The 22,906-nt window shown below is 71.5% G+C and carries 26 protein-coding genes; 12 read left to right on the top strand and 14 right to left on the bottom strand.

Translation table 11 applies throughout. From position 1 onward, the window contains the following. Positions 1-47: 47 nt before the first annotated feature. The 4 genes from ITJ55_RS12870 to ITJ55_RS12855 all read right to left on the bottom strand — a co-directional run bounded on the left by ITJ55_RS12870 (position 48) and on the right by ITJ55_RS12855 (position 4,242). Positions 48-938 carry a metal ABC transporter permease gene (locus ITJ55_RS12870; RefSeq protein WP_056260525.1) on the bottom strand — a complete coding sequence of 297 codons (891 nt, stop codon included), beginning with the start codon at positions 936-938 and terminating at the stop codon, positions 48-50. Continuing rightward, positions 935-1,816 carry a metal ABC transporter ATP-binding protein gene (locus ITJ55_RS12865; protein WP_369814052.1) on the bottom strand — a complete coding sequence of 294 codons (882 nt, stop codon included), beginning with the start codon at positions 1,814-1,816 and terminating at the stop codon, positions 935-937. The genes ITJ55_RS12870 and ITJ55_RS12865 overlap by 4 nt, the downstream gene beginning before the upstream one ends. Beyond that, positions 1,813-2,829, bottom strand: coding sequence for a metal ABC transporter solute-binding protein, Zn/Mn family (locus ITJ55_RS12860; protein WP_194595761.1), 1,017 nt, complete (start codon positions 2,827-2,829; stop codon positions 1,813-1,815). The genes ITJ55_RS12865 and ITJ55_RS12860 overlap by 4 nt, the downstream gene beginning before the upstream one ends. 153 nt (positions 2,830-2,982) lie before the next feature. Then, complete coding sequence (locus ITJ55_RS12855) at positions 2,983-4,242, bottom strand: PTS transporter subunit EIIC (protein WP_194595760.1); 1,260 nt, start codon at positions 4,240-4,242, stop codon at positions 2,983-2,985. Between the two features lie 217 nt (positions 4,243-4,459). On the opposite strand from ITJ55_RS12855, the gene ITJ55_RS12850 reads away from it, so the two are divergent. Together ITJ55_RS12850 and ITJ55_RS12845 are read left to right on the top strand one after the other, a co-directional pair. Next, positions 4,460-4,693 (top strand): glucose PTS transporter subunit EIIB, encoded by a 234-nt coding sequence (locus ITJ55_RS12850; protein WP_043594109.1) that lies wholly within the window; start codon positions 4,460-4,462, stop codon positions 4,691-4,693. Next, positions 4,690-5,148: a PTS glucose transporter subunit IIA gene (locus tag ITJ55_RS12845; RefSeq protein WP_194595759.1), complete on the top strand. Its 459-nt coding sequence runs from the start codon at positions 4,690-4,692 to the stop codon at positions 5,146-5,148. Before ITJ55_RS12850 ends, ITJ55_RS12845 begins: the two co-directional genes overlap by 4 nt. 139 nt (positions 5,149-5,287) lie before the next feature. On the opposite strand, the gene ITJ55_RS12840 is transcribed toward ITJ55_RS12845, so the two are convergent. The 5 genes from ITJ55_RS12840 to ITJ55_RS12820 all read right to left on the bottom strand — a co-directional run bounded on the left by ITJ55_RS12840 (position 5,288) and on the right by ITJ55_RS12820 (position 11,001). Further along, positions 5,288-6,019 (bottom strand): GntR family transcriptional regulator, encoded by a 732-nt coding sequence (locus tag ITJ55_RS12840; RefSeq protein WP_194595758.1) that lies wholly within the window; start codon positions 6,017-6,019, stop codon positions 5,288-5,290. Between the two features lie 158 nt (positions 6,020-6,177). Continuing rightward, the gene (locus ITJ55_RS12835; protein WP_194595757.1) at positions 6,178-7,704 is read right to left on the bottom strand and encodes a dihydrolipoamide acetyltransferase family protein; all 1,527 of its coding nucleotides are present in this window, start codon (positions 7,702-7,704) and stop codon (positions 6,178-6,180) included. A gap of 10 nt (positions 7,705-7,714) precedes the next feature. After that, on the bottom strand, positions 7,715-8,743 hold the full coding sequence (locus ITJ55_RS12830) for an alpha-ketoacid dehydrogenase subunit beta (RefSeq protein WP_228498517.1): 1,029 nt from the start codon (positions 8,741-8,743) through the stop codon (positions 7,715-7,717). Beyond that, positions 8,740-9,900: a thiamine pyrophosphate-dependent dehydrogenase E1 component subunit alpha gene (locus ITJ55_RS12825; protein WP_194595756.1), complete on the bottom strand. Its 1,161-nt coding sequence runs from the start codon at positions 9,898-9,900 to the stop codon at positions 8,740-8,742. The genes ITJ55_RS12830 and ITJ55_RS12825 overlap by 4 nt, the downstream gene beginning before the upstream one ends. 30 nt (positions 9,901-9,930) lie before the next feature. Beyond that, positions 9,931-11,001 carry a histidinol-phosphate transaminase gene (locus tag ITJ55_RS12820; RefSeq protein WP_194595755.1) on the bottom strand — a complete coding sequence of 357 codons (1,071 nt, stop codon included), beginning with the start codon at positions 10,999-11,001 and terminating at the stop codon, positions 9,931-9,933. 107 nt (positions 11,002-11,108) lie between these two features. Here ITJ55_RS12820 and ITJ55_RS12815 point away from each other — a divergent pair, with 107 nt between their 5' ends. From ITJ55_RS12815 to purB, 3 genes are read left to right on the top strand one after another with little or no spacing between them, the layout of a single operon-like run. Beyond that, the gene (locus ITJ55_RS12815) at positions 11,109-11,516 is read left to right on the top strand and encodes a phage holin family protein (RefSeq protein ID WP_056260541.1); all 408 of its coding nucleotides are present in this window, start codon (positions 11,109-11,111) and stop codon (positions 11,514-11,516) included. Positions 11,517-11,566: 50 nt separating this feature from the next. Continuing rightward, on the top strand, positions 11,567-12,019 hold the full coding sequence (locus ITJ55_RS12810) for a low molecular weight protein-tyrosine-phosphatase (RefSeq protein ID WP_194596045.1): 453 nt from the start codon (positions 11,567-11,569) through the stop codon (positions 12,017-12,019). Further along, positions 12,016-13,398 carry an adenylosuccinate lyase gene (gene purB, locus ITJ55_RS12805; RefSeq protein WP_194595754.1) on the top strand — a complete coding sequence of 461 codons (1,383 nt, stop codon included), beginning with the start codon at positions 12,016-12,018 and terminating at the stop codon, positions 13,396-13,398. The genes ITJ55_RS12810 and purB overlap by 4 nt, the downstream gene beginning before the upstream one ends. 122 nt (positions 13,399-13,520) lie before the next feature. On the opposite strand, the gene ITJ55_RS12800 is transcribed toward purB, so the two are convergent. Genes ITJ55_RS12800 through ITJ55_RS12790 form a run of 3 tightly spaced genes read right to left on the bottom strand, consistent with a single transcriptional unit; the run spans position 13,521 to position 15,179 of the window. Then, entirely contained in the window at positions 13,521-13,766 is a 246-nt protein-coding gene (locus tag ITJ55_RS12800; protein WP_194595753.1) for a hypothetical protein, read from the bottom strand. Continuing rightward, positions 13,763-14,461, bottom strand: coding sequence for a DUF308 domain-containing protein (locus tag ITJ55_RS12795; RefSeq protein WP_370544161.1), 699 nt, complete (start codon positions 14,459-14,461; stop codon positions 13,763-13,765). Before ITJ55_RS12795 ends, ITJ55_RS12800 begins: the two co-directional genes overlap by 4 nt. A gap of 34 nt (positions 14,462-14,495) precedes the next feature. After that, complete coding sequence (locus ITJ55_RS12790) at positions 14,496-15,179, bottom strand: hypothetical protein (protein ID WP_194595752.1); 684 nt, start codon at positions 15,177-15,179, stop codon at positions 14,496-14,498. A gap of 157 nt (positions 15,180-15,336) precedes the next feature. On the opposite strand from ITJ55_RS12790, the gene ITJ55_RS12785 reads away from it, so the two are divergent. Next, complete coding sequence (locus tag ITJ55_RS12785; RefSeq protein ID WP_194595751.1) at positions 15,337-16,479, top strand: acyl-CoA desaturase; 1,143 nt, start codon at positions 15,337-15,339, stop codon at positions 16,477-16,479. Positions 16,480-16,519: 40 nt separating this feature from the next. Here the strand turns inward: ITJ55_RS12785 and ITJ55_RS12780 are convergent, their stop codons facing one another. Beyond that, positions 16,520-16,717 (bottom strand): hypothetical protein, encoded by a 198-nt coding sequence (locus ITJ55_RS12780; RefSeq protein ID WP_194595750.1) that lies wholly within the window; start codon positions 16,715-16,717, stop codon positions 16,520-16,522. A gap of 131 nt (positions 16,718-16,848) precedes the next feature. Continuing rightward, positions 16,849-17,421, bottom strand: coding sequence for an isopentenyl-diphosphate Delta-isomerase (gene idi / locus ITJ55_RS12775; RefSeq protein WP_194595749.1), 573 nt, complete (start codon positions 17,419-17,421; stop codon positions 16,849-16,851). A gap of 18 nt (positions 17,422-17,439) precedes the next feature. Between idi and ITJ55_RS12770 the strand changes: the two genes are divergently transcribed. The 6 genes from ITJ55_RS12770 to ITJ55_RS12745 all read left to right on the top strand — a co-directional run bounded on the left by ITJ55_RS12770 (position 17,440) and on the right by ITJ55_RS12745 (position 22,867). After that, positions 17,440-18,510, top strand: coding sequence for a polyprenyl synthetase family protein (locus ITJ55_RS12770; protein ID WP_370544160.1), 1,071 nt, complete (start codon positions 17,440-17,442; stop codon positions 18,508-18,510). Continuing rightward, positions 18,507-19,388 carry a phytoene/squalene synthase family protein gene (locus ITJ55_RS12765; RefSeq protein ID WP_056260553.1) on the top strand — a complete coding sequence of 294 codons (882 nt, stop codon included), beginning with the start codon at positions 18,507-18,509 and terminating at the stop codon, positions 19,386-19,388. The genes ITJ55_RS12770 and ITJ55_RS12765 overlap by 4 nt, the downstream gene beginning before the upstream one ends. A 98-nt stretch (positions 19,389-19,486) precedes the next feature. Next, positions 19,487-21,088: a phytoene desaturase family protein gene (gene crtI, locus ITJ55_RS12760; protein ID WP_194596042.1), complete on the top strand. Its 1,602-nt coding sequence runs from the start codon at positions 19,487-19,489 to the stop codon at positions 21,086-21,088. Beyond that, entirely contained in the window at positions 21,088-21,477 is a 390-nt protein-coding gene (locus tag ITJ55_RS12755) for a lycopene cyclase domain-containing protein (protein ID WP_194595748.1), read from the top strand. Before crtI ends, ITJ55_RS12755 begins: the two co-directional genes overlap by 1 nt. Then, on the top strand, positions 21,474-21,887 hold the full coding sequence (locus ITJ55_RS12750) for a lycopene cyclase domain-containing protein (protein ID WP_194595747.1): 414 nt from the start codon (positions 21,474-21,476) through the stop codon (positions 21,885-21,887). Before ITJ55_RS12755 ends, ITJ55_RS12750 begins: the two co-directional genes overlap by 4 nt. Next, positions 21,884-22,867, top strand: coding sequence for a prenyltransferase (locus ITJ55_RS12745; protein WP_370544159.1), 984 nt, complete (start codon positions 21,884-21,886; stop codon positions 22,865-22,867). Before ITJ55_RS12750 ends, ITJ55_RS12745 begins: the two co-directional genes overlap by 4 nt. The last annotated feature ends 39 nt before the right edge of the window (positions 22,868-22,906 follow it).

The following is a 22,906-nucleotide window of genomic DNA, read 5'->3' as shown; positions in this document are numbered from 1 at the left end:
CATCGGTCCCCGGTGCATCGGTCCCCGGTGCGTCGAGCCCCGGTGCGTCAGGCCCCGGTCGAGGCCAAGGGTACCCGCGGCCCCCTGCGTGGCCCCACGGCGGCGGCGGTCCGCCGCCAGCTCACGAGCCGGCAGACCAGCCAGATCGCGAACGAGATGGTCGTGACGTACGGGCTGATCGGCAGGCCGCCGCCGAGGGCGAGCAAGATGCCGCCGACGACCGACACGACGGCGAACGTCACGCTGAGCACCGGCACGAGACGCGGGTTCACCGTCAGTCGCAGGGCGGCCGCCGCGGGCGTCACGAGCAGCGAGAGCACGAGCAGCGCGCCGATGATCTGCACCGACACGGCGACCGAGAGCCCGAGCACGAGCATGAAGACGATGCCGAGGGTGCGGACGGGCACGCCCGCGGCGGCGGCGACGTCGGGGTCGACGCTCGCGAAGGTCAGCGGGCGCCAGATGACGACGAGCGTGACGATCACCACGGCCGAGATGGCGATCAGCCAGCCGAGCTGGGGGTTGTCGACCGACACGATCTGACCGGTCAGCAGCCCGAACTTGTTCGCCGAGCGCCCCCGGTAGAGCGCCAGGAAGAGGATGCCGAGGCCCAGCCCGAACGGCATCAGCACCGCGATGATCGAGTTGCGTTCACGTGCCCGGGTGCCGAGCAGTCCGATCAGCAGGGCGGCGACGAGGCTGCCGACGAGCGAGCCGCTGACCACGTTGACGCCGAGCAGCAGGGCGGCCGCGGCGCCGGCGAACGAGAGCTCGCTGATGCCGTGCACGGCGAAGGGCATGTTGCGGGTGATGACGAACGGGCCGATCAGGCCCCCGACCAGGCCGAGCACGGCGCCCGCGATGACGCTGTTCTTCACGAGCACGAGCAGTTCGCCGAAGTCCTGGAAGCTGAACAGCTGCGACCACAGGTCGGTCATCGGACGAGCCCCTCGTCGTCGAGGTGCTCGTCGACGTGGTGGTCGTGCCCGTCGTGGCTGCCGACGATCACGACGCGGCCCATGGTGCGGATCACGTCGACCGGGGTGCCGTAGAGGTCGCTGAGCACGTCGGCCCGCAGCACCTCGTCGGGCGTGCCGATGCGGAACCGGCCGCCGGCCAGGTAGAGCACCCGGTCGACGACGTCGAGGATGGGGTTGACGTCGTGCGTGACGAACACGACCGCGGCGTTGCGGGCACGCCGCTGCTCGTCGATCAGGCGGGTGACCTCGCGCTGGTGGCGCAGGTCGAGCGAGATGAGCGGCTCGTCGCAGAGCAGCAGGGCGGGCTCGGCCGCGAGGGCCTGGCCGACGCGCGTGCGTTGCTGTTCGCCGCCGCTGAGGCTCGCGACGGGCGAGGTCGCGAACGGCGTGGCGCCGACCTCGTCGACCAGGGCGTCGATGCGGGCGCGTTCGGCGGCGGACTCGCGACGCAGGCCCCAGCGGTGGCCCGTCACCCCGAGCGCGATCATGTCGCGGGCGCGCAGCGGCGTGCCCGACTCCATCAACCGCTGCTGCGGCACGTACCCGATGCGGCGGTGGCCGCGACCGACCGGTCGCCCGAGGAACTCGATGCTGCCCTCGGTCAGCTGCTGCTGCCCCAGGATCGTCCGCAGCATGGTCGTCTTGCCCGCCCCGTTCGGCCCGAGCACCGCGATGAACTCGCCCGGCCGCACGTCGAGGTCGAGCCCCGACCACAGCGTCCGTCGACCGAAGGTGACGCCCGCGTCGCGCAGGCGCAGCACGGCGTCGCCGCCGTCACCGGCCGAGGAGGCGCGGGTGGCGGCGGCGACGGAGGTCGCGCTGGCGGTCTCGGTCACTTGCCGAGCGCCTCCGAGATCGCGTCGATGTTGCTCTGTTGCCATGACACGTAGTCTTCCCCCTCGGGCAGCAGCTCGGTGACCGGCACGATCGCTGTGCCCGCGTCGGTCGCGGCCTGCTCGACCTGCTCGGTCTCGGGGCTCGAGGTCTGCTCGTTGTAGGCCAACAGGTCGACCTGGCCGTCGGTGAAGAGCTTCAGGGTCTCGTTGAGCACGGCGGGCGAGACGTCGTCGCCCTCTTCGATCGCCTCGGAGAACGCGTCGGGGGTCACGTTGACCAGGCCCATCGCGTCGAACAGGTAGCCGGGCACGGGCTCGGTGTAGGCGACCGACTCGCCGTCGTGGGCCGTCTCGATGGACGCGGCCTGCGCCTGCAGGTCGGCGACCTTCGTGCCGAAGGCCGCGGCGTTCGCGGTGAACGTGTCGGCGTTCGCGGCGTCGACGGCGCCGAACTCGTCGGCCATGGCCGTGGCGAGCTTCGCCATGCTCGGCAGGCTGTAGAAGACGTGCTCGTTGAAGGCGGTGTGGTCGTGGTCGGCGTGGTCGTCCGTCGTTGCATCGTCGGAGGCCTCGTCGCTCGCGGCGTCGGTGGCCTCGTCGCCGTGGTCGTGGTCGTCGTGCCCGGCCTCGGGGTCGAGCCCCGAGACGTCGACCGCGTTGATCACGGTGGCGTCGCTGCCGCTCGCGTCGACCATCGTGTCGACGAACGGGTCGTAGCCGCCGCCGTTCTCGACGATCACGTCGGCCTTCGAGACGGCCAGCTGCGTGCGCGCGTCGGCCTCGTACGAGTGCGGGTCTTGCGAGGGGTCGCTGATGATGCTCGTGACGTCGACCAGGTCGCCGCCGACGGTCTTCGCGATGTCGCCGTAGACGTTGGTCGACGTGACGACCGAGATCGCGCCTCCGTCGGAGCCGCTGCCGGTCGCACCGGCGTCGCCGGTGGCGCACCCGCTCAGCACGAGGGCCGCCGCGGCGGGCAGGACGATCAGGGTCGGCAGCGAGCGCTTCTTCATGCCCGTCACGCTATTGCTACTGATAATGATTGTCAAAACGAGGAGGCGCGGGTGAACCGAGCGCGCCTCCTCGCCGCACCGAGACCCCCGGAACGCGCCGAGACCCCCGTGCGCGCACGGGGGTCTCGGTCACGACCTGGGGTCTCGCGGTCGCTAGGCCTTCGTGGCGGCCTCGACCGACTCGGCGCCGGCGGCGTCGTCGTCCTCGCGGCCGGGCGTCTTGAGGTTCCACTTCTTGATCACGAAGCTGAACAGGAAGTAGTAGACGACCGCGTAGCCGAGCCCGATCGGGATGAGCCAGATCGAGTTCTGCGAGATGTTGAAGTTGAGCACGTAGTCGATCAACCCCGCCGAGAACGTGAACCCGGTGTGGATGTCGAGTGCGTTCACCAGCATCATCGACGTGCCGGTCAGCACCGCGTGGATCAGGTAGAGCGGCCAGGCGACGAACATGAACGAGAACTCGAGCGGCTCGGTGATGCCCGTAAGGAAGGCCGTCAGGGCCGTCGACAGCATGATGCCGCCGATCAGCTTCTTCTTCTCGGGGCGGGCGTGGCGCCAGATCGCGAGGGCGGCCGCCGGCAGGGCGAACATGAAGATCGGGAAGAACCCGGTCATGAACACCCCAGCGCTCGGGTCGCCGGCGAAGAAGCGGTACAGGTCTCCGCGCACGACCTCGCCGCCGGCGTTGGTGTAGTCGCCGACCAAGAACCACACGACCGAGTTGAGGATGTGGTGCAGGCCAGTCGGGATCAGCAGCCGGTTGGCGACGCCGTAGACCCCACCGCCGATCACGTCGTTCGAGGCGACGGCCTGCCCGATGCCGGTGAGCGCGTTGTTGAAAAGCGGGTAGACGAACGACATGACGACGCCGACGACCAGGCCCGTGACAGCCGTGAGGATCGGCACCATGCGCCGCCCCGAGAAGAACCCGAGGAAGTCGGGCAGCTTCGTCCGGTAGAAGCGCTGCCAGATCATCGCCGACAGGATGCCCATCACGATGCCGCCGAGCACGCCGTAGTTGATCACCTCGGGGTCGCCCGTCGCCGTCTCACGACCCGCGAGCACGACCGGCGACATGGCCTTGAACACCCCGTCGATCACCATGTAGCCGACCACGGCCGCGAGGGCGGTCGAGCCGTCGCTCTTCTTGGCCCAGCCGATGGCGATGCCGACCGCGAAGATCAGCGGCAGCCAGGTGAAGACGGCTTGTCCGGCCGCGCCGATCACCGAGGCGCCGGTCTCGAAGCCCGGGATCGCGCCGAGCAGGTCGGCCTGGCCGAGCCGCAGCAGGATGCCCGCGGCGGGCAGCACGGCGATCGGCAGCATGAGGCTGCGCCCCAGGCGCTGTAGCACCGCGAACGCGGCCGAGCCCCTCTTCTTGGTCGGGGCCGAATCGGTCGTCGTCGTCATCAGGTGGTCCTCTCGTCGGTGAGCAGCCGTGGTGCGGGGGTGGGTCGGGTGGTGCCGTGGAGCGGTGCAGGAGGCGCGGGTCGCGTCGAGCGCCGAGGCGCGGCGGTCCTGTCCGGTCATGACCAGTGAGTGGTAGTTTCCTCAGACCGACGGGTGGTGTCAACTGGGACGACACCCTCGTCGCCTCGAGCGACCGACCAACGGAGGAGAACAGCTCATGTCGAAAGCACAGGCCATGATCGACGGACTCGGCGGCGCCGACAACATCGAGGAGATCGAGGGCTGCATCACGCGCCTCCGCACCGACGTGCGCGACGTCTCGCTCGTCGACGACGCCGCCCTCAAGGCGGCCGGCGCCACGGCGGTCGTCCACGCGGGCGGCAGCGTCCAGGTGATCGTCGGCACGATCGCCGACTCGCTCGCCGAAGACATCAACGACCTGCTGCCGTGACCACGGTCGTCTCGCCCGTCGCCGGCCGGGTGACGGCGCTCGCCGACGTGCCCGACGCCGTGTTCGCCGGGCAGCTCGTGGGCGCGGGCGTCGCGGTCGAGCCGAGCGCGCCTCCTGCCGGTGGCCTGGTCGCCGTCGTCTCGCCGATCGCGGGCGAGATCGTGAAGCTGCACCCGCACGCGTTCGTCGTGGTCGACGGGTCCGGCACGGGCGTGCTCGTGCACGTGGGCATCGACACGGTCAAGCTCGGCGGCACGGGCTTCGAGCTCGCGGTGGCCGAGGGAGCGACCGTCGCCGCGGGCGACCTGGTCGTCAGCTTCGACCCGGCGGTCGTGGCCGAGGCCGGCTACTCGGCGGTCGTCCCGGTCGTGGTGCTCGACAGCGCACCCGACAGCGTCTCGCAGCAGGCCGTCGGCACGACCGTCGAGTCGGGCGCCCCCCTCTTCGACCTCTGAGGCCGACCCCGGCGGCATGGCACCGCGATTCGTGCACCACACCCGATCTAGACGCGGTGCGGTGCACGAAATGCGGTGTGGTGCCGAGCGGTGCCGAGCGGTGCCGAGCGGTGCGGTGCGGTGCGATCATGGCCGGGCGTCAGGCTGGTGACGTCCCCGACGCGACTTGCATCTGCAGTCGGTAGCGGTCCGAGCGGTACCAGCTCTTGGCGTGCTCGAGCGGCACGTCGCCGGCGAACGAGACGCGGTCGAAGTACAGCACCGGGGCGCCCTCGCTCGTGCCGAGCAGGGTGGCGACGTCCGCGTCGGCCCCCTCGGCGCTGACCGTCTGGGTCGCCCGCGTGATCGGCGTGGCATAGTCGCCGTCGAGCGTGCGGTACAGCGACCGGCTGAGGTCGCGGTCGAGCAGGCCCGGCAGCAGCTCGGGCGGGTACCAGCCGTCGTCGATGCTGACCGGCACGCCGTCGGCCAACCGCAGGCGCTTGACGTGGAACGCCGGTGCGCCGACCCCGAGCCCGAGCGCCGCGGCCGTCTCGGGCGGGGGAGTCGTCTCGGCCTTGACCAGCACGACGGTGCTCGGCACGTGCCCGAGCTTCGTCATCTCGTCGGTGAACGAGGCGAGGTGCAGCGTGGACTGCACCACCCGGTGTGCCACGAAGGTGCCCTTGCCGCGCACCCGCGTCAACCAGCCCTCGTTGACGAGCTGGCCCACGGCCTCGCGCACCGTGATGCGGCTGACGCCGTACTCGAGCATGAGCTGGCGCTCGCTCGCGATGGCCGAGCCGGGCTGCGCCTCGGCCGCGAGGCGCTGCACGATGGTGCGGAGCTGCTCGTGCTTCGGCACGGCTCCGTCGACGATGTGGTCGGTCATGGCGGGCCCCTCGTCGGTCGTGCCCGAGGGTGGTCCCGTCTGGTCATGACCGGTCGTTCTGCCTCCGACGTTAGTGCACGCCGGGCCCTCGCAGCCCGGTGGGCACCCGACCCCCTCGGACTTCCCAGGAACGAGGAAGAGGCCGAGGAGGCGCGGCGTCAGTCGAGCAGCAGCGCCGGCTCCTCGAGGACGCTCGCCACGTCGGCCACGAACCGGCTGGCGACGTCGCCGTCGACCACGCGGTGGTCGAAGCTCGCACCGATCGTCGTCACCATGCGCGATCGCACCTCGCCGTCGACCACCCAGGCCTTGGGCTTGATCGTGCCGAGGGCCACGATCGCGACCTCGCCCGGGTTGAGGATGGGCGTGCCGGTGTCCATGCCGAAGACGCCGATGTTCGTGATGGTGATCGTGCCGTCCTTCATGTCGGTCGGCGTCGTCTTGCCGTCGCGAGCGGTCAGCGTCAGCTGCTCGAGGGCCTGGGCCAGCTCGAGCAGGCTCATCGACTGGGCCTCTTTGACGTTCGGCACGATGAGGCCGCGCGGGGTGGCCGCGGCGATGCCGAGGTTGACGAAGTGGCGCACGAGGATCTCGCGGTCGGTCCAGGCCGAGTTGACCATCGGGTTGCGGCGCACGGCCCAGATGATGGCCTTCGCCATGATCAGCAGCGGCGAGACCTTGACGCCCGCGAACTGCGGCGAGGCCTTGAGGCGCTTGACGAACTCCATGGTGCGCGTGGCGTCGACGTCGACGAAGAGGCTGACGTGCGGCGCGGTGAAGGCGGACGACGTCATGGCCGCGGCGATGGCCTTGCGGACTCCCTTGACCGGGATGCGCTCGACGCGCTCTTCTCCCCACTCGGGCGTCTCGATGTTGCGGAAGACGCTGGCCTGCTGGGCGTGACGGATGACGTCGTCGCGCGTGACCTCACCGGCGAGCCCGGTCGGCTGCACCACGGCCAGGTCGACCTCGAGGTCTTTGGCCAGCTTGCGGATCGGCGGCTTGGCGATGATCGGCAGGGCCTGGGCGGCGGGCACCGACGTGGTGGGGCGGCGCCGGGCCTGCTCGGCGACGCGCAGCTGGCGGGCGTCGACCTCGGTCTGCGAGGGGCGGCGGCGACGGGTCGAGCCGTGACCGCCGGCGGCGCCGTAGCCCACGAGCACGGCGCCCGAACCCGAGTCGGCCGGGGCCTCGGGGGCGTGGGCGACCGAGCCGGTGTCGCCGTCGGCGCTGACCGCGTCGGCCGAACGCGCCGGCGCCGGAGCCGGGGCAGGGGTCGCAGCCGGGGTCGTCGCGGTCGGGGCCGCGGCGACGGGTTCGACCTGGCGGGCGCGCTGGGCCGAGAGGGCCTCTTCGCCCTGCGAGATGATCTGGGCCGTGCGGGCGAGCCCGCCCGACTCGAGCGACTCGGACTCGGCCGCGCGGCCCGACGGCGTGGCCGGGGCCGACGAGTCGCCGACACGGATGATCGGGGTGCCGACGTCGACCGTGGTGCCGGGCTCGACGAGGATGCTCTCGACGACGCCCGCGTAGGGCGACGGCAGCTCGACGAGCGACTTCGCCGTCTCGATCTCGACGAGCACCTGGTTGATCTCGACGCTGTCGCCCGGGGCGACCTTCCACTCGACGATCTCGGCCTCGGTCAGGCCCTCGCCGACGTCGGGCAGGGTGAATTCGCTGGTCATGTCGTGACTCCTAGTAGGCCAGGGCCCGGTCGACCGCCTCGAGCACGCGGTCGGCGTCTGGCAGGTACTGCGTCTCGAGCTTCGCAGGAGGGAAGGGGGTGTCGAAGCCGCTGACGCGCAGCACGGGCGCCTCGAGCGAGTAGAACGCCTTCTCGGCGACGGTGGCGGCGATCTCGCTGCCGACGCTGACGAACCCGGGCGCCTCTTGGGCGACCACGAGCCGACCGGTCTTGCGGACCGACTCGAGGATGGGCCCGTAGTCGACGGGCGAGAGCGACCGCAGGTCGACGACCTCGGCCGAGACGCCCTCGGCCGCCGCGATCTCGGCCGCCTGCAGCAGCACGCTGACCATGGCACCGTGACCCAGCAGGGTCACCTCGGTGCCCGTGCGGACGACGCGGCTGGCGTGCAGGGGGGCCTGCGGGTCGCTCAGGTCGACCTCGCCCTTGGGCCAGTACCGGCTCTTGGGCTCGAAGAACATCACGGGGTCGTTCGAGGCGATGGCCTCTTGGATCATCCAGTACGCATCGTGCGGCGTGCTGGGGCTGACGACGCGCAGGCCCGCCGTGTGGGCGAAGTACGCCTCGGGGCTCTCTTGGTGGTGCTCGACGGCGCCGATGTGACCGCCGTAGGGCACCCGGATCACGACGGGCATCGTGAGGGCGCCCTCGTGCCGGTTCGTCAGCTTCGCGAGCTGCGAGGTGATCTGGTCGAAGCCGGGGTAGATGAAGCCGTCGAACTGGATCTCGCAGACCGGGCGGAAGCCACCCATGGCGAGTCCGATGGCGGTGCCGACGATGCCCGACTCGGCGAGCGGGGTGTCGATGACGCGCTTCTCGCCGAACTCGGCCTGCAGCCCCTCGGTCACGCGGAAGACCCCGCCGAGCGTGCCGATGTCTTCACCCATCAGCAGCACGCGGGGGTCGTCGGCCAGCGCCTTGCGGAGGCCGGCGTTGATCGCCTTGCCGAGCGGCATGGTCTGCACGGAGGCGCGGGTCGGTTCGTCCGCGCTCGTCGCGGTCTCGACGGTGTCGGTCATGATGCCCCCTCGTCGGTGCGCACGGTGTCGCCCGCGCTGCCGAAGCTCTGCTCGTAGGTCGCCAGCCACTGCTTCTGCTCGACCATGAGCGGGTGCGGCTCGGAGTACACGTGGTCGAAGATCAGGCCCGGGTCGGGGTTCGGCAGGGTGACGGTACGTCGACGCACGTCGGCCCCGAGGTCGTCGCCCTCGGCCTCGAGGTCGGCGAAGAAGCCGTCGCCCTCGCCCCGGCCGCGCAGGAAGGCCTCGAACCGCGTGATCGGGTCGCGGGCGATCCACGACTGCAGCTCGTCGTCGGTGCGGTACTTGGTCGGGTCGTCGGACGAGGTGTGGGCGCCGACGCGGTAGGTCAGCGCCTCGATGAAGCGGGGGCCGCCCCCGGCGCGGGCGGCCTCGAGGTCGCGTCGACTGACGGCGTAGCTCGCGAGCACGTCGTTGCCGTCGACCTGCGTGCCGGGGATGCCGAAGCCGCCGGCCCGGGCGACGAGGGGCGTGCGCGACTGACGCGAGACGGGCACGCTGATCGCCCACTGGTTGTTCTGCAGGAAGAACAGCTCGGGCGTCTGGAAGCTCGCGGCGAAGACGAGGGCCTCGCTGACGTCGCCCTGGCTCGTGGCGCCGTCGCCGAAGAAGGTGACCACGGCCTCGTCGACCTCGGGGTCGCCCGTGCCGCTCTTGCCGTCGAGGGTGAGGCCCATCGCGTAACCGGTCGCGTGCAGGGTCTGCGAGCCGATGACCAGCGTGTAGACGTGGAAGTTCTGGTGCTCGGCGGGGTTCCAGCCGCCGTGCGTGTGCCCGCGCAGCAGGCGCAGGATGTCGACCGGGTCGATGCCGCGCGACAGGGCGACGGCGTGCTCGCGGTACGACGGGAAGAGGTGGTCCTGGGGGCGGGTGGCGTGGGCGAGGCCCACCTGCGCACCCTCTTGGCCGTGGCTCGGCACCCAGAGGGCGAGCTGGCCCTGGCGGGCGAGCGCCGCGGCCTCGCGGTCGAACCGTCGGGTCAGCACCATGTCGCGGTGCAGGGCGCGGAGGTCGTCGTCGCCGAGCGCGTCGACGAACGGGCGGAACTCGTCGGCCGCGGCGGACTCGACCACCTCGCCGGACGGCGACAACAGCTGGACGGGCGCGGGCGCGTCGTTCGCTTCGGAGGGGGACATGGCGTCCAATCTATTCCGCGGCATATGCCGTCACCGGGATGTGAGGTCGACGACCTGCTGGGCGGCGTGCAGCAGCTTGTCGACCGACGACGGTTCGCCGATCGTGACGCGCACGCCCTCGCCCGCGAACGGGCGGACGACGACCCCGTGGTCGGCGAAGACCTGTGCGGCGGCCGCCGTGTGCTCGCCCGTGGCGAGCCAGACGAAGTTGCCCTGCGCCTCGGGCACCGACCAGCCCTGGTCGAGCAGGGCACGGCGCACCTGGTCGCGCAGCAGCACGATGCGGTCGACCCGGGCGAGCAGCTCGTCGGCGTGCTCGAGCGACGCCAGCGCCGCGGCCGCGCCCTGCTCGGTCACGGCGAGGGGGATGGCCGTCGACCGGGCGGCGTCGAGCAGGTAGGAGGCGCCGATCGCGTACCCGACGCGCAGCGCGGCCAGCCCGTAGGCCTTCGAGAACGTGCGCAGCAGGACGAGGTTCGGGTGCAGCTCGGTGAGCGTCTCGCCGTCGACGGCCGTGCTGTCGGTGACGAACTCGGCGTAGGCCTCGTCGAGCAGGACGAGCACGTCGTCGGGGACGGCGGCCATGAACGTCTCGAACTCGGCCGTCGACACGGTCGTGCCCGTCGGGTTGTTCGGCGAGCAGACGATCACGACGCGGGTGCGGTCGGTCACCGCGGCCGCCATGGCCTCGAGGTCGTGACCGCCGTCGGCCCGCAGCGGCACCTGCACGCTGGTCGCACCGGCCACCGTGACGAGCCCCGGGTAGGCCTCGAACGACCGCCAGGCGTAGACGACCTCGTCGCCGACCGAAGCCGCCGCGAGCACGAACTGGGCGAGCAACGAGACCGACCCCGCGCCGACGTGCACCTCGTCGACGGTGACGCCGAAGCGCGTGGCGAGGGCCGTCCGCAACGCGGTCGCCGAGGCGTCGGGGTAGCGGTTGAGCGACACGGCACCGCGGACGGCCTCGACCACCGAGGGCAGCGGTTCGAACGGGTTCTCGTTCGACGACAGCTTGAAGGCGTCGGGCGACGCCTGCTTGCCCTGCCGGTAGGGCGGCAGGGCGGCGATCTCGGGGCGGAGTCGTACGGGAGTGGTCACGCGGCCAGCCTATGGGGCGGGGCCCGCGTCGCGTCAGGGCACCGCGCCTCCTCGGGGATGCGCTCGGGCACTACCGCCTGTGGACGAGAGGTCGGCATGATGGGGGCATGACCCGATTCGTCGTGAGGCTGCTCATCAACGCGGTGGCCCTGTGGCTCACCACGCTGCTCGTGTCGGGGGTGAGGGTGACGCCGTACGGCGACGGGGGGACCGTCGAGACGATCCTGACCTTCTTGCTGATCGCCTTCGTGTTCGGGGTCGTCAACGGCGTGGTCGGCACGGCCATCCGCGTGGTGGCGTTCCCCCTGTACATCCTGACCCTCGGGCTCATCGCGCTCGTCGTCAACGGGCTGCTGCTGCTGATCGTGGCGTGGATCTCGGGCCTGTTCGGCTTCGGGCTGACGGTCGACGGCTTCTGGTGGGGCGTGCTCGGCGCCGTCGTGCTCGCCGTCTTCGCCTGGGCCATCGGCGTCGTCGTCCGCCCCGTCGTCGGGCGGGGTGACCGGGAGCGGTGAACCGGTTCCGCATCTGCTTCGTCTGCACGGGCAACATCTGCCGCTCGCCCATGGCCGAGACCGTGTTGCGGTCGCTCAGCCACGACGCCGGGCTCGGCGACCGCATCGAGGTGACCAGCGCGGGCACCGGCGACTGGCACGTCGGCGAGGGGGCGGACCCGCGCACCGTCGAGGCCCTCGGGCGTCGCGGCTACGATGGTTCGCGGCACCGGGCAAAGCAGTTCGAGGCCGACGACTTCGCCCGCTACGACCTCGTGGTGGCGTTCGATCGCGGCCAAGAGCGCATCCTCCGGGCCTGGGCAGGCGACGACGCCGACCGTTCGAAGGTGCAGCTGCTGCTCACCTTCGCCCCCGACGCGGCGCCGGCGGGTGGCGGTCTCGACGTCCCCGACCCGTACTACTCCGATGCAGGACTCTTCGACGAGGTGCTCGACATGGTCGAGCGCGCCTGCACGGCCCTCTTCCGCCAGATCGAACCCGCACTCCGCAAGGGACAGTCATGACGTTGCCTCCTCAGCCCCTCAGCCCGCTCGACGGCCGCTACCGCACGTCGGTCGGATCGCTCGGCGACCACCTCAGCGAGGCGGGGCTGAACCGGGCGCGGGTGCACGTCGAGGTCGAGTGGCTCATCGCCCAGACCGACCGGGGCGCCTTCGGTTCGACCCCGCTCGACGACGAGCAGAAGCGTGCGCTGCGAGCCGTCGTGACCGACTTCGGCCAGCCGGCGATCGACGAGCTCGCCGGCTTCGAGGCGACGACGCGTCACGACGTCAAGGCGGTCGAGTACTTCGTGCGGGCCCGCCTCGCCGAACTCGGGCTCGACGGCATCGCCGAGCTGACCCACTTCGCCTGCACGAGCGAGGACGTCAACAACCTCTCGTACGCGGTCACCGTCAGGGCGGCCCTCGTCGACGTCTGGCTGCCGGCCTTCGACGCCGTCCTGGCCGCCCTGACGACGTGGGCCACCGATGCCCGCGACGTCCCGATGCTCGCGCACACCCACGGCCAGCCGGCGACCCCGACCACCGTCGGCAAGGAGTTCGCCGTCTTCGCCCACCGCCTCCAGCGCCTCCGCGCCCAGATCGTCGGCACCGAGTTCCTCGGCAAGTTCAGCGGCGCGACCGGCACGTTCTCGGCGCACGTCGTCGCCGACCCCGCGCTCGACTGGCCCGAGACGGCCCGGTCGTTCGTCGAGGACGCGCTCGGCCTGACCTTCAACCCCCTGACGACCCAGATCGAGTCGCACGACTGGCAGGCCGAGCTCTACTCGCGCGTCTCGCACGCGAACCGCGTCCTGCACAACCTCGCCACCGACGTGTGGTCGTACATCTCGATGGGCTACTTCACCCAGATCCCGCAGGCCGGGGCGACCGGGTCGTCGACGATGCCCCACAAGATCAACCCGATCCGCTTCGAGAACGCCGAGGCCAACCTCGAGATCTCGTCGGCACTGTTCGACTCGCTCGCCTCGACCCTCGTCACCAGCCGCCAGCAACGCGACCTGACCGACTCGTCGGCCCAGCGCAACATCGGGGTCGCGTTCGGTCACTCGATGCTCGCCCTCGACAACCTGCGTCGTGGCCTCGGCGAGATCGCCGTGGGCACCGTGGCGCTCGAGGCCGACCTCGACGGCAACTGGGAGGTCCTCGCCGAGGCGATCCAGACCGTGGTGCGCGCCGAGGTCGTCGCCGGCCGATCGTCCATCTCGGACCCCTACGCGATGCTCAAAGAGCTGACCCGCGGCAAGCGCGTCGGCCAGGCCGAGCTCGTGTCGTTCGTCGAAGGCCTCGACGTCTCGGACGACGCCAAGGCCCGCCTCGTGGCGCTGACCCCGGCGACCTACACCGGCATCGCCTCGCAGCTGGTCGACCGCCTGGCCTGACGCCGAGGAGGCGCGGGTCGGGTGGCGAGGCGCGGCCAGACCCAGAAGGCGCGGCCAGACCGGTGGGGTCGACCCGCCCCGGTCACCCAGGCGGTCCGCGCCGGGCGGCCGGACGGCCCGCGTCAGTGACCGCGGGGCTTGTCGGCGTCGTCGATCTCGTGTCGCTCGTCGTCGTTCGGCTTCGCCGCGAGGGCGAGCATCGCGATCACGACGAGCGCGACGATGAACCCGACGCAGCCGAAGATCAGCGCGAGTTGCAGGTCGCGGGTCGTCATCAGCACGACGAGGCCGACGAAGGCGGCGAAGATCGCCGACAGGCCGAGGAACTCGGCGGGACGGAACCGATCGCGCCAGGTGGGGTGGGTCATGACGTGCGTGCCTTGTCGTCAGGGGTGTCGGCAGCGGCCGGGTGCCCGGTCTGCCATTTGAGCGAGAGTCCGGCGATCACGAGGAACACGCCGACCAGGGCGCCGTACGCGCCCAAGATGCCGACGAGCACGGTCGAGGACGTCAGTTCGCCCTCGATCTGCTCGATGCCGCCGAGCTGCTGGCTGTAGTCGGGCGGGACGACCAGGAAGACCACGGCGAGAGCGAGCGTGAGCACCCCCACGGTCGTCCAGTCGCGGGCCAGGGGCGAGCGGCGGCGTCGACGCAGGCCGGTGAGCAGTTCGAGGACGCCGGTCAGGACGGCCCAGGCCGTGACGAAGGCGACGAGCACGGGCAGCTGCCCGTGCGAGAAGACGAGGCAGAGGGCACCGATCACGGCGCCGACGACGCCTTGCAGGACGGCGATGGTGCGGCTGGAGCGGTCGGCGAGACGCAGGGCCGACCCCACGGCGAGGACGACCCCGCCGACGACGGCGGCCGAACCGAAGGTCACGAGGCCCACCTGGGGCGAGTGGTCGGGGTTGAAGGTGATCGCCGCGGCGGCCGCGAGGGCGGGCACGGCGCGCAGCACGGGGACGGGCCAGTACGCCGACGGCGACGCGTCGACGCCCTGGATCGAGGGGTCGCTCGACGCCACGGGGGCGCTCGCGCCGGAGTCGTGGTGCGCAGGCGACACGAGACCTCTTTCACGGGTGGGGGACCCGCAGAGTTTACCGCGCGCTCCTGAACGCCAGGCGGCGGGCGGTGCCGAAGGTCAACGGCCAGCCACGGCCCGTGAGCGTCGTGAGCTGGCGGGCCATGCCGCAGGGCGTGACGCGGAGCACACCCTCGGACTCGAGCGCCAGCCCGGTCAGCACGCCGTCCATCACGCGCCGGGTGAAGGCGAGCCCCTCGGCCGTGTCGAGCTCGGCCGCGATCAGCACCCCCGTCGGAAGCCGGCTCACCCGGGTGTAGACCGTCGACGCGTCCGCCCAGGTGGACCGCCAGTCGTGGCCCACCTCTTTCACGCACTCGACGAGCCGGACCGTCGCGACGTCGGGGTCGGGGTCGTCGACGGTCAGCAGGCGGTAGTAGGTGCGACGCACCCCCTCGGTGCTCATGAACAGCAGGTCGACGTAACCGGCGACGACGGAGGCCGGCCGGAGGCCCGTGCCCAGCACCGTGCCGCCCGTGACCCACGACCCGTGGCCGTCCTTGGCGTCGGGCCAGATCTCGACCACGAGCTCGAGCCCCGTGATCTCGACCTCGCGGGCCGGAGCGTCCGACGCGGCGGCCTCGATCGCGCTCTCGCGGAGGCCGAAGCCCTGCCGGGCGTTTCGCTCGCCCGTCCGGTAGGGAACCTGCTCGAGGTCGTGCACGACCCCGCTCAGGCGTTCGACGAAGCTGGCTGTCACCCCGGTAGGTTACGTGTGACATGTCGGTTCGGCAAGCTCAGCCGGGCCGGGCGATCTCCCGACCTCTTCCCAGCCCGCGCCGTTAGCGTCGCAACATCTGCGGGCCGCCTCCGGTCCCTCCACCCGGCTGAGAAGTCGACCAGCCGCGGGAGCCCCGATGACCGCCACCGTCCCCACGACCCCTCGAACCTCACGTCCCCTGATCGTCCACGCCCCCGCGGGTGCCGCGCCGGCCGGGTTCCGCCCCACCGTCGCCGGCCAGGTCGGCAAGCCCACGAGCACCTACTCGAGCCTGCTCAAGTCCGTGCGCGAGGCCGGGCTGCTCAAACGCCGCACCGGCTTCTACGTCACCGTCTTCGTCGTCCTCGTGGCCTGCCTCGGCGGCGCGGCCACCGGGTTCGTCCTGCTGGGTTCGAGCTGGTTCCAGCTGCTGATCGCGGGTGCGCTCGGCATCATCCTCACGCAGTTCGCGTTCCTCACCCACGAGGCCTCGCACCGCCAGGTGTTCGAGTCGGGCACGCGCAACGACAAGGTCGGCCGCGTGCTCGCCGCCGGCGTCGTCGGCATCAGCTACGCGTGGTGGATGACCAAGCACAGCCGTCACCACGCCAACCCCAACACCAAGGGCAAAGACCCCGACATCGCGTTCGACACGATCTCGTTCCTCGAAGAGGACGCGGCCAAGGCCCGCGGCGTGCTCGGCTTCATCACCCGCCGTCAGGGGTACTTCTTCTTCCCGCTGCTGCTCGGCGAGGGCGTCAACCTCCACGTCACGTCGTTCCGCACGCTGCTCGGTCGCGAGAAGGTCGAGGGCCGCGCGCTCGAGATCACGCTGATCGCCGTGCGTCTCGTCGCCTACTTCGGCGTCGTGTTCTGGTTCCTGCCGCTCGGCATGGCGTTCGCGTTCATCGGGGTGCAGATGGCCGTCTTCGGGCTCTACATGGGGTCGTCGTTCGCGCCCAACCACAAGGGCATGCCGATCATCCCCGAGGGGGCCAAGGTCGACTTCCTCAGCAAGCAGGTGCTCACCTCGCGCAACATCGTCGGGCGTCACTCGACGGCCTTCATGGGTGGGCTCAACTACCAGATCGAGCACCACCTCTTCCCGAGCATGGCGCGCCCGAACCTGCGGGCGGCCAGCGCCCTCGTCAAGGCGCACTGCGCCGAGCACGGCATCCCCTACACCGAGGCCACGATCGGCGCGTCGTACGCGATCGTCATCCGCTACCTCAACCGTGTCGGCCTCTCGGCTCGCGACCCGTTCGACTGCCCCGCGGCGTACGCGCTGCGTCCGCGCTAGGCGACGCGCGGCGGGACGAGCGCAGGAGGCGCGGGCCGGGTCAGGCGGACCGGCTCGCGCCTTCGTCGTCCTCGAAGAAGTCCTCGTAGCGGACGGGACGGGCGCCGGGGGAGGCGGCCCGCGCCTCCTGGTCCGCCGTCCGGCGGTCGGTGCTGCCGGCCGGTCGGGACTGCTGCTTCGGGTACGGGTGGATGGCGAGGGGCGACGTCGTCTCGTCGCTCTCGTAACGGGACTCCACGATCGCCTCCCACCGTCGTCGACCGGACGTCGCGCCCGGTGCCTCGACCGATACGATACGAGCGGTCGCGGGTGCTCGCGAGGGGCTTGTCAGCCCGTCCGACGAGGGCTAGGTTCGAGGGTCGGTCGCCCTCAGGCGGGCCAGGCGGCCAGCTGCCAGCCCAACCAGGGCGAGAACGCGAAGGGGGCGGCCGCGACGGCGTCGCGCAGCTCGTCGGGCTCGACCCACGCCCATTCGGCGACCTCGTCGGGCGACGGGTCGGGCAGGCCCACGGCACGGGCCGTGAAGACGGGGCAGATCTCGTTCTCGACGACGCCGGACGCGTCGGTGGCCAGGTAGCGGAACTCGGGCAGGATCACCTCGACGTCGCGGACCTCCATGCCGAGCTCTTGGTGGGCTCGGCGCATCAGGGCCTCGGCCGGCGTCTCGCCGGGGGCGGGGTGGCCGCAGAACGAGTTGGTCCAGACGCCGGGCCAGGTCTTCTTCGACAGGGCGCGACGGGTGACGAGGACGCGGCCGAGGTCGTCGGTGACGTGGCAGCTGAAGGCCAGGTGCAGCGGCGTCGCCGCCGTGTGCACCGTCGCCTTCGCGGTGGTGCCGACGGGCGTGCCATCGTCGGCCAGCAGCACGACGAGCTCGTCGTGCGTGCCCCCGTCGCCGCCGGAGGTCGGCTGGGGACGGGTCGTCGGGGTCTCACGGGTCATGAGAGGTAGTCTGCCCTGGTGGACGGTGATCACCTGCACGCAGGCACGCGGGCGAGACACGATCGTGTCGACGCCGTCCTCGACGACTTCTTCGCTCTGGCCAAGCGCCGCGCCGAGTCGGTGGGTTGGCGCTACGTCGACCTCTGGTCGGTGCTCGAGCGCAACAGCGCCGGGGGCAAACGGTTCCGGCCCCGCATGGTCTTCACGGCGTACGACGCCCTCGGGGGTGACGACGACGAGGCCGTGGCCCGCGTCGGCGCGGCCTTCGAGCTGCTGCACACGGCCCTGATCGTCCACGACGACGTCATCGACCGCGACTTCTCGCGACGCGGCATCCCCAACGTCTCGGGCAGCTACCGCGACACCGCCACGACGGCCGGCATCCCGACGCCCGCGGCAGAGCACCGGGGCATGTCGGCGGCCGTCATCGCCGGCGACCTGGCCCTGACGGGCGCCAGTCGCATGCTGCTCGGCATCGGGTGCGCCGACCACGTCCGCACCCGGCTGCTCGACCTGCTCGACGAGGCGATCTTCGTCAGCGCCGGCGGCGAGATGGTCGACGTCGAGTTCTCGCTGTCCGCCGACCTGCCGACGGTCGACGAGATCCTCGACATGGAGCGCGCCAAGACCGCCGTCTACTCGTTCGAGGCACCCCTGCAGGCCGGCGCGGTGCTGGCCGGTGCCGGCGAGGCGGTCGTCACGGCCGTCGGCGACTTCGGTCGCGAGGTCGGGGTCGCCTACCAGGTCGTCGACGACCTGCTCGGGGTCTTCGGCACCGAAGAGGCCACCGGCAAGACCACGCGGGGCGACCTGCGAGAGGGCAAGCGCACCGTGCTCGTCGCGCACGCCGCCACCACCGACGAGTGGTTCTCGATCCAGCCCTTCATCGGCAAGGCCGACCTCAGCGAGGCCGAGGCCGAGCACGTTCGTGGTCGGCTCGAGGTCAGCGGGGCCCGGGCCTTCGCCGAGGGCCTCGTCGAGCAGCACGCCCGCCGGGCGTTGGACGTGCTCGACCGCCCCGAGGTCTCCGAGGCGCTGCGCGAGGCGTTGACGCCGGTCGTGCAGGACGTCCTCGAGAGGGTGCGATGACCGGCCTGTCGCTCTACGACTCCGTCGCCGACGCGACCGCGGGCGGCGTCATCCGCCGCTACTCCACGTCGTTCGGGCTGGCCTCGCGCCTGCTGGGCGGCGACGTGCGTCAGCACGTCGAGAACGTCTACGCGCTCGTGCGCGTGGCCGACGAGATCGTCGACGGGCCCGCGACCGAGGCGGGTCTCGGGGTCGAGGCCGCCGGCCGGCTGCTCGACGGGTTCGAGGCCGAGACCGAGCGGGCCCTGGTCGAGGGCTTCAGCCCGAACCTCGTCGTCCACGCCTTCGCCCGCACCGCACGGGCCACCGGGTTCGGAGCCGAGCTGACCGCCCCGTTCTTCGCCTCGATGCGGGCCGACCTCAGCGCCCGCGAGCACGACCAGGCCTCGTTCGACGCCTACGTGTACGGCTCGGCCGAGGTCGTCGGCCTGATGTGCCTCAAGGCGTTCCTGCACGGCCACGCGTTCCCCCCGAGCACCGTGGCCGAGCTCGAAGAGGGCGCCCGCCGGCTGGGTGCGGCGTTCCAGAAGGTGAACTTCCTGCGCGACCTCGCGGCCGACTTCGAGCAGCTCGGCCGCAGTTACTTCCCCGGGGTCGACGTGACCTCGTTCGACGAGCAGACCAAGACGAGACTGGTGCGAGACATCGACGACGACCTCCGCGTGAGCGGCGAGATCATCCCCGTGCTGCCGACGAGTTCACGTCGTGCGGTGGCCCTGGCCCACGGCCTGTTCGCCGAGCTGAACCGGCGCCTCGAGGCGACCCCCGCCTCCTCGCTGGTCCGGGCGCGCGTGCGCGTGCCGAACCCCGTCAAGGTGCGCATCGCGGCCGGTGCGGCCGCCGGTCGCGTGACGCGCCTGCCCGAGGCCCGCTCGTGAGCCGCGGGTCGGTCGACCGCGGCGCGACGGGTGCCGGCACGGGAGCGCCCGACGTCTCGCACGGCCTCAGCGTCACGCGGCACGGTCGCCGCGTCGTCGTGGTCGGCGGCGGCATCAGCGGTCTCGCGTCCGCCGCCCTGCTGGCCCGCGAGGGCCACGAGGTCACCCTGCTCGAGAAGAACGACGAGGTCGGCGGCCGCGCCGGGTCGTGGTCGCACGAAGGCTTCCGCTTCGACCTCGGGCCGAGCTGGTACCTGATGCCCGAGGTGTTCGACCACTTCTTCCGCCTGATGGGCACCTCGGCCGCCGAGCGGCTCGACCTGGTCGAACTCGACCCGGGTTACCGCGTGCTGTTCGAGCCGACGCCGGGCGACCCCGCGGCCAGCGCACCGATCGACGTGCCGCGCGGCCTCGAGCAGAACGTCGAGCTCTTCGACCGCGTCGAGCCCGGCAGCGGCGACCGCATGCGTCGGTACCTGCGCTCGGCCCGCGACACCTACGAGATCGCCAAGCGGAGGTTCCTCTACACGAGCTTCGGCAGCCTCTCGCCCCTGCTGCGCGGCGACGTGCTCGTCCGGATGCCCAAGCTCGCGCGCCTGCTGCTGACGAACCTCGACTCGTTCGCCTCGCGGACGGTGACCGACCCGCGCCTCCGGCAGATCCTCGGCTACCCCGCGGTGTTCCTCGGCTCGTCGCCGTTCGACACCCCGAGCATGTACCACCTGATGAGCACCCTCGACCTCGACGACGGCGTGCTGTACCCCCGGGGCGGCCTGATCTCGGTGATCGAGGCCATCCGCGACGTGGCCGTCGAGGCGGGCGTCACGATCGTCACCGGTGCCACGGTGACGGCCGTCGTCACGCAGCCGCTGGGCGCCGAGGGCGCCGCACTGCCCCGCGGGTCGAAGGCCACGGCCGAGGCGACCGGGGTTGACTGGACCGACGCCGAGGGGGCGACCCACCGGGCCGACGCCGACCTCGTCGTGAGCGCCGCCGACCTGCACCACACCGAGACGACGCTGCTGCCGCGCGAGCTGCGCACCTACGACGAGAAGTACTGGTCGACGAAGAACCCCGGGCCGAGCGCCCTGCTCATGTACCTGGGCGTCGAGGGCGAGATCCCCGAGCTCGAGCACCACACGCTGCTCTTCGCCCGCGACTGGCACGAGAACTTCGAGCGCATCTTCGGCGCCGAGAAGCGCATCCCCGACCCGCCGTCGCTCTACGTCTGCAAGCCCAGCACGGTCGACCCGTCGACGGCCCCGGCCGGCCACACGAACCTCTTCGTGCTCGTGCCGTTGCCCGCCGACCCGTCGCTGGGCTCGGGCGACGTCGACGGTGACGGCGATCCGATGATCGAGCGCCTCGCCGACGGCGTCATCGCCCAGATCGCCGAGTGGGCGCACGTGCCCGACCTCGCCGACCGCGTCGTCGTGCGACGCACCCGGGGCCCGCGCGACTTCGTCGACGACGTCAACGCCTGGAGCGGCAGCATGCTCGGGCCCGCCCACACGCTCGCGCAGAGCGCGCTGTTCCGCACGGGCAACGTCTCGAGGCGCGTCGACTCGCTGTTCTACGCCGGCGGTTCGGTCCGCCCGGGAATCGGCCTGCCCATGTGCCTGATCAGCGCCGAGGTGCTGCTCAAGAACCTCCGAGGCGACACGAGCACCGAGCCGCTCCCCGAGCCCGCCGCCGGCTGATGGGCTTCGTCTACCTCGCGGCGCTGCTCGTCTCGCTGTTCGGCATGGTGATGCTCGACCGCAGGTTCCACCTGTTCTTCTGGCGCGACGTGCCCCGGGCGGCGGTGACGCTGCTGGTCGGCGTCGTGTTCTTCCTCATCTGGGACGTCGTCGGCATCGACCTCGGCATCTTCTTCCGCGGCGAGACCTCGTTCATGACCGGTGTGCTGGTGGCGACCGAGCTGCCGCTCGAAGAGGTGTTCTTCCTCACCCTGCTCTGCTACCTGACGATGAACCTGCTGGCCGCGGCCCGGACGATCGCGGTGGCCGTGCTCGACCGCCGCGAGGCGTCACCGGCGGTGGCCGACGGTGCGCCGGCGGCACGCTCGACGGACGGAGCGGCGTCGTGACCTACTGGGCCGTGAACGCGGTGTTCCTCGCGATCGTCGCCGTGGTCGGGGTGCTGGCGCTGGTGACCGCGGCGGTCCGTGGCCGGGCCGCGCGCGCCTCCTCGTCGCCCGCGGCGTCGACGCGTCGGCGTCGCGAGGTCGTGCTGGGCGCGGGCATCGCGACGGGGGTGCTGCTCGTCATGACCGCGGTGTTCGACAACGTCATGATCGGCATCGGCCTGGTCGGCTACGACGCCTCGCGCATCAGCGGCGTCTTCGTGGGCATCGCCCCGCTCGAGGACTTCGCCTACGCGGTCGCCGCCCTCGTGCTGCTGCCGTCGGTGTGGGTGCTGCTGGGTGGCCCCAAGGTGCCCCGCGCGCCGGCGGCGTCGCCGCCGACGAAGCAGACGGCGAAGGAGGCGCGCTCGTGAACACGCTCAAGGCCCTGTTCGTCTCGTCCCGGCCCCTGAGCTGGATCAACACCGCGTTCCCGTTCGCGGCGGCGTACGTCTTGACCTCGTTGCTCGCGCCCACGACGACCGGGTACCTCGGCTCGTACGGGCCGCTGTCGCAGGTCGACGTGGCGCCGACCGGCACCCAGGCCGTCATCTTCTCGGCGTCCGAGAACGCCCTGGGCCCGGTGGACTGGCTCGTGCTGGTCGTCGGCGCCCTGTACTTCTTGGTCCCCTACAACCTCGCGATGTACGGCATCAACGACGTGTTCGACTACGAGAGCGACCTGCACAACCCGCGCAAGGGCGGCGTCGAGGGCGCGTTGCTCGACCGGAGCCTGCACCGCACGACGTTGCGCGCCGCCGTGATCACGAACGTGCCCTTCTTGGTGTTCCTGGTGGCGGTCGGCAGTCCGCTGAGCTGGCTCGTGCTGGCCGTGAGCGTCTTCGCCGTGATCGCCTACTCGGCACCCGGCCTGCGCTTCAAGGAGCGCCCCTTCGTCGACTCGATCACCTCGAGCACGCACTTCGTCAGCCCCGCCGTCTACGGTCTCGTGCTTGCCGGGGCGTCGTTCACGCCCGAACTGTGGGCCCTGCTCGGCGCGTTCTTCTTGTGGGGGGTCGCGAGCCACGCGTTCGGCGCCGTGCAGGACGTCCTGGCCGACCGCGAGGGCGGCATCTCGTCGATCGCGACCGAGATCGGTGCGCGGGCGACCGTCCGCCTGTCGGTCGTCGCCTACCTGCTCGCCGGCGTGCTGCTGACCTTCACCGAGTGGCCCGGCCCGTTGGCGGCGCTCTTGACCCTGCCCTACGCGATCAGCTGCGCGCCCTGGTGGAACGTCACCGACGACCGGGCCGAAGAGGTCAACCGGGGGTGGCGGCGGTTCTTGGCGCTCAACTTCGTCAGCGGCTTCGTCGTGACGATGCTCATGATCTGGTGGGTGTTCTTGCGGGCCTGACGCCGCGCCTCCCGGGCTCGCCGACGCCGGACGCGGCAC

Origin of the sequence: Frigoribacterium sp. VKM Ac-1396 (assembly GCF_015350895.1) — a bacterium.
GTDB lineage: Bacteria > Actinomycetota > Actinomycetes > Actinomycetales > Microbacteriaceae > Frigoribacterium.
The sequence above is the reverse complement of the archived record's forward strand: the minus strand, read 5'-3'. Positions and strand labels throughout refer to the sequence as shown.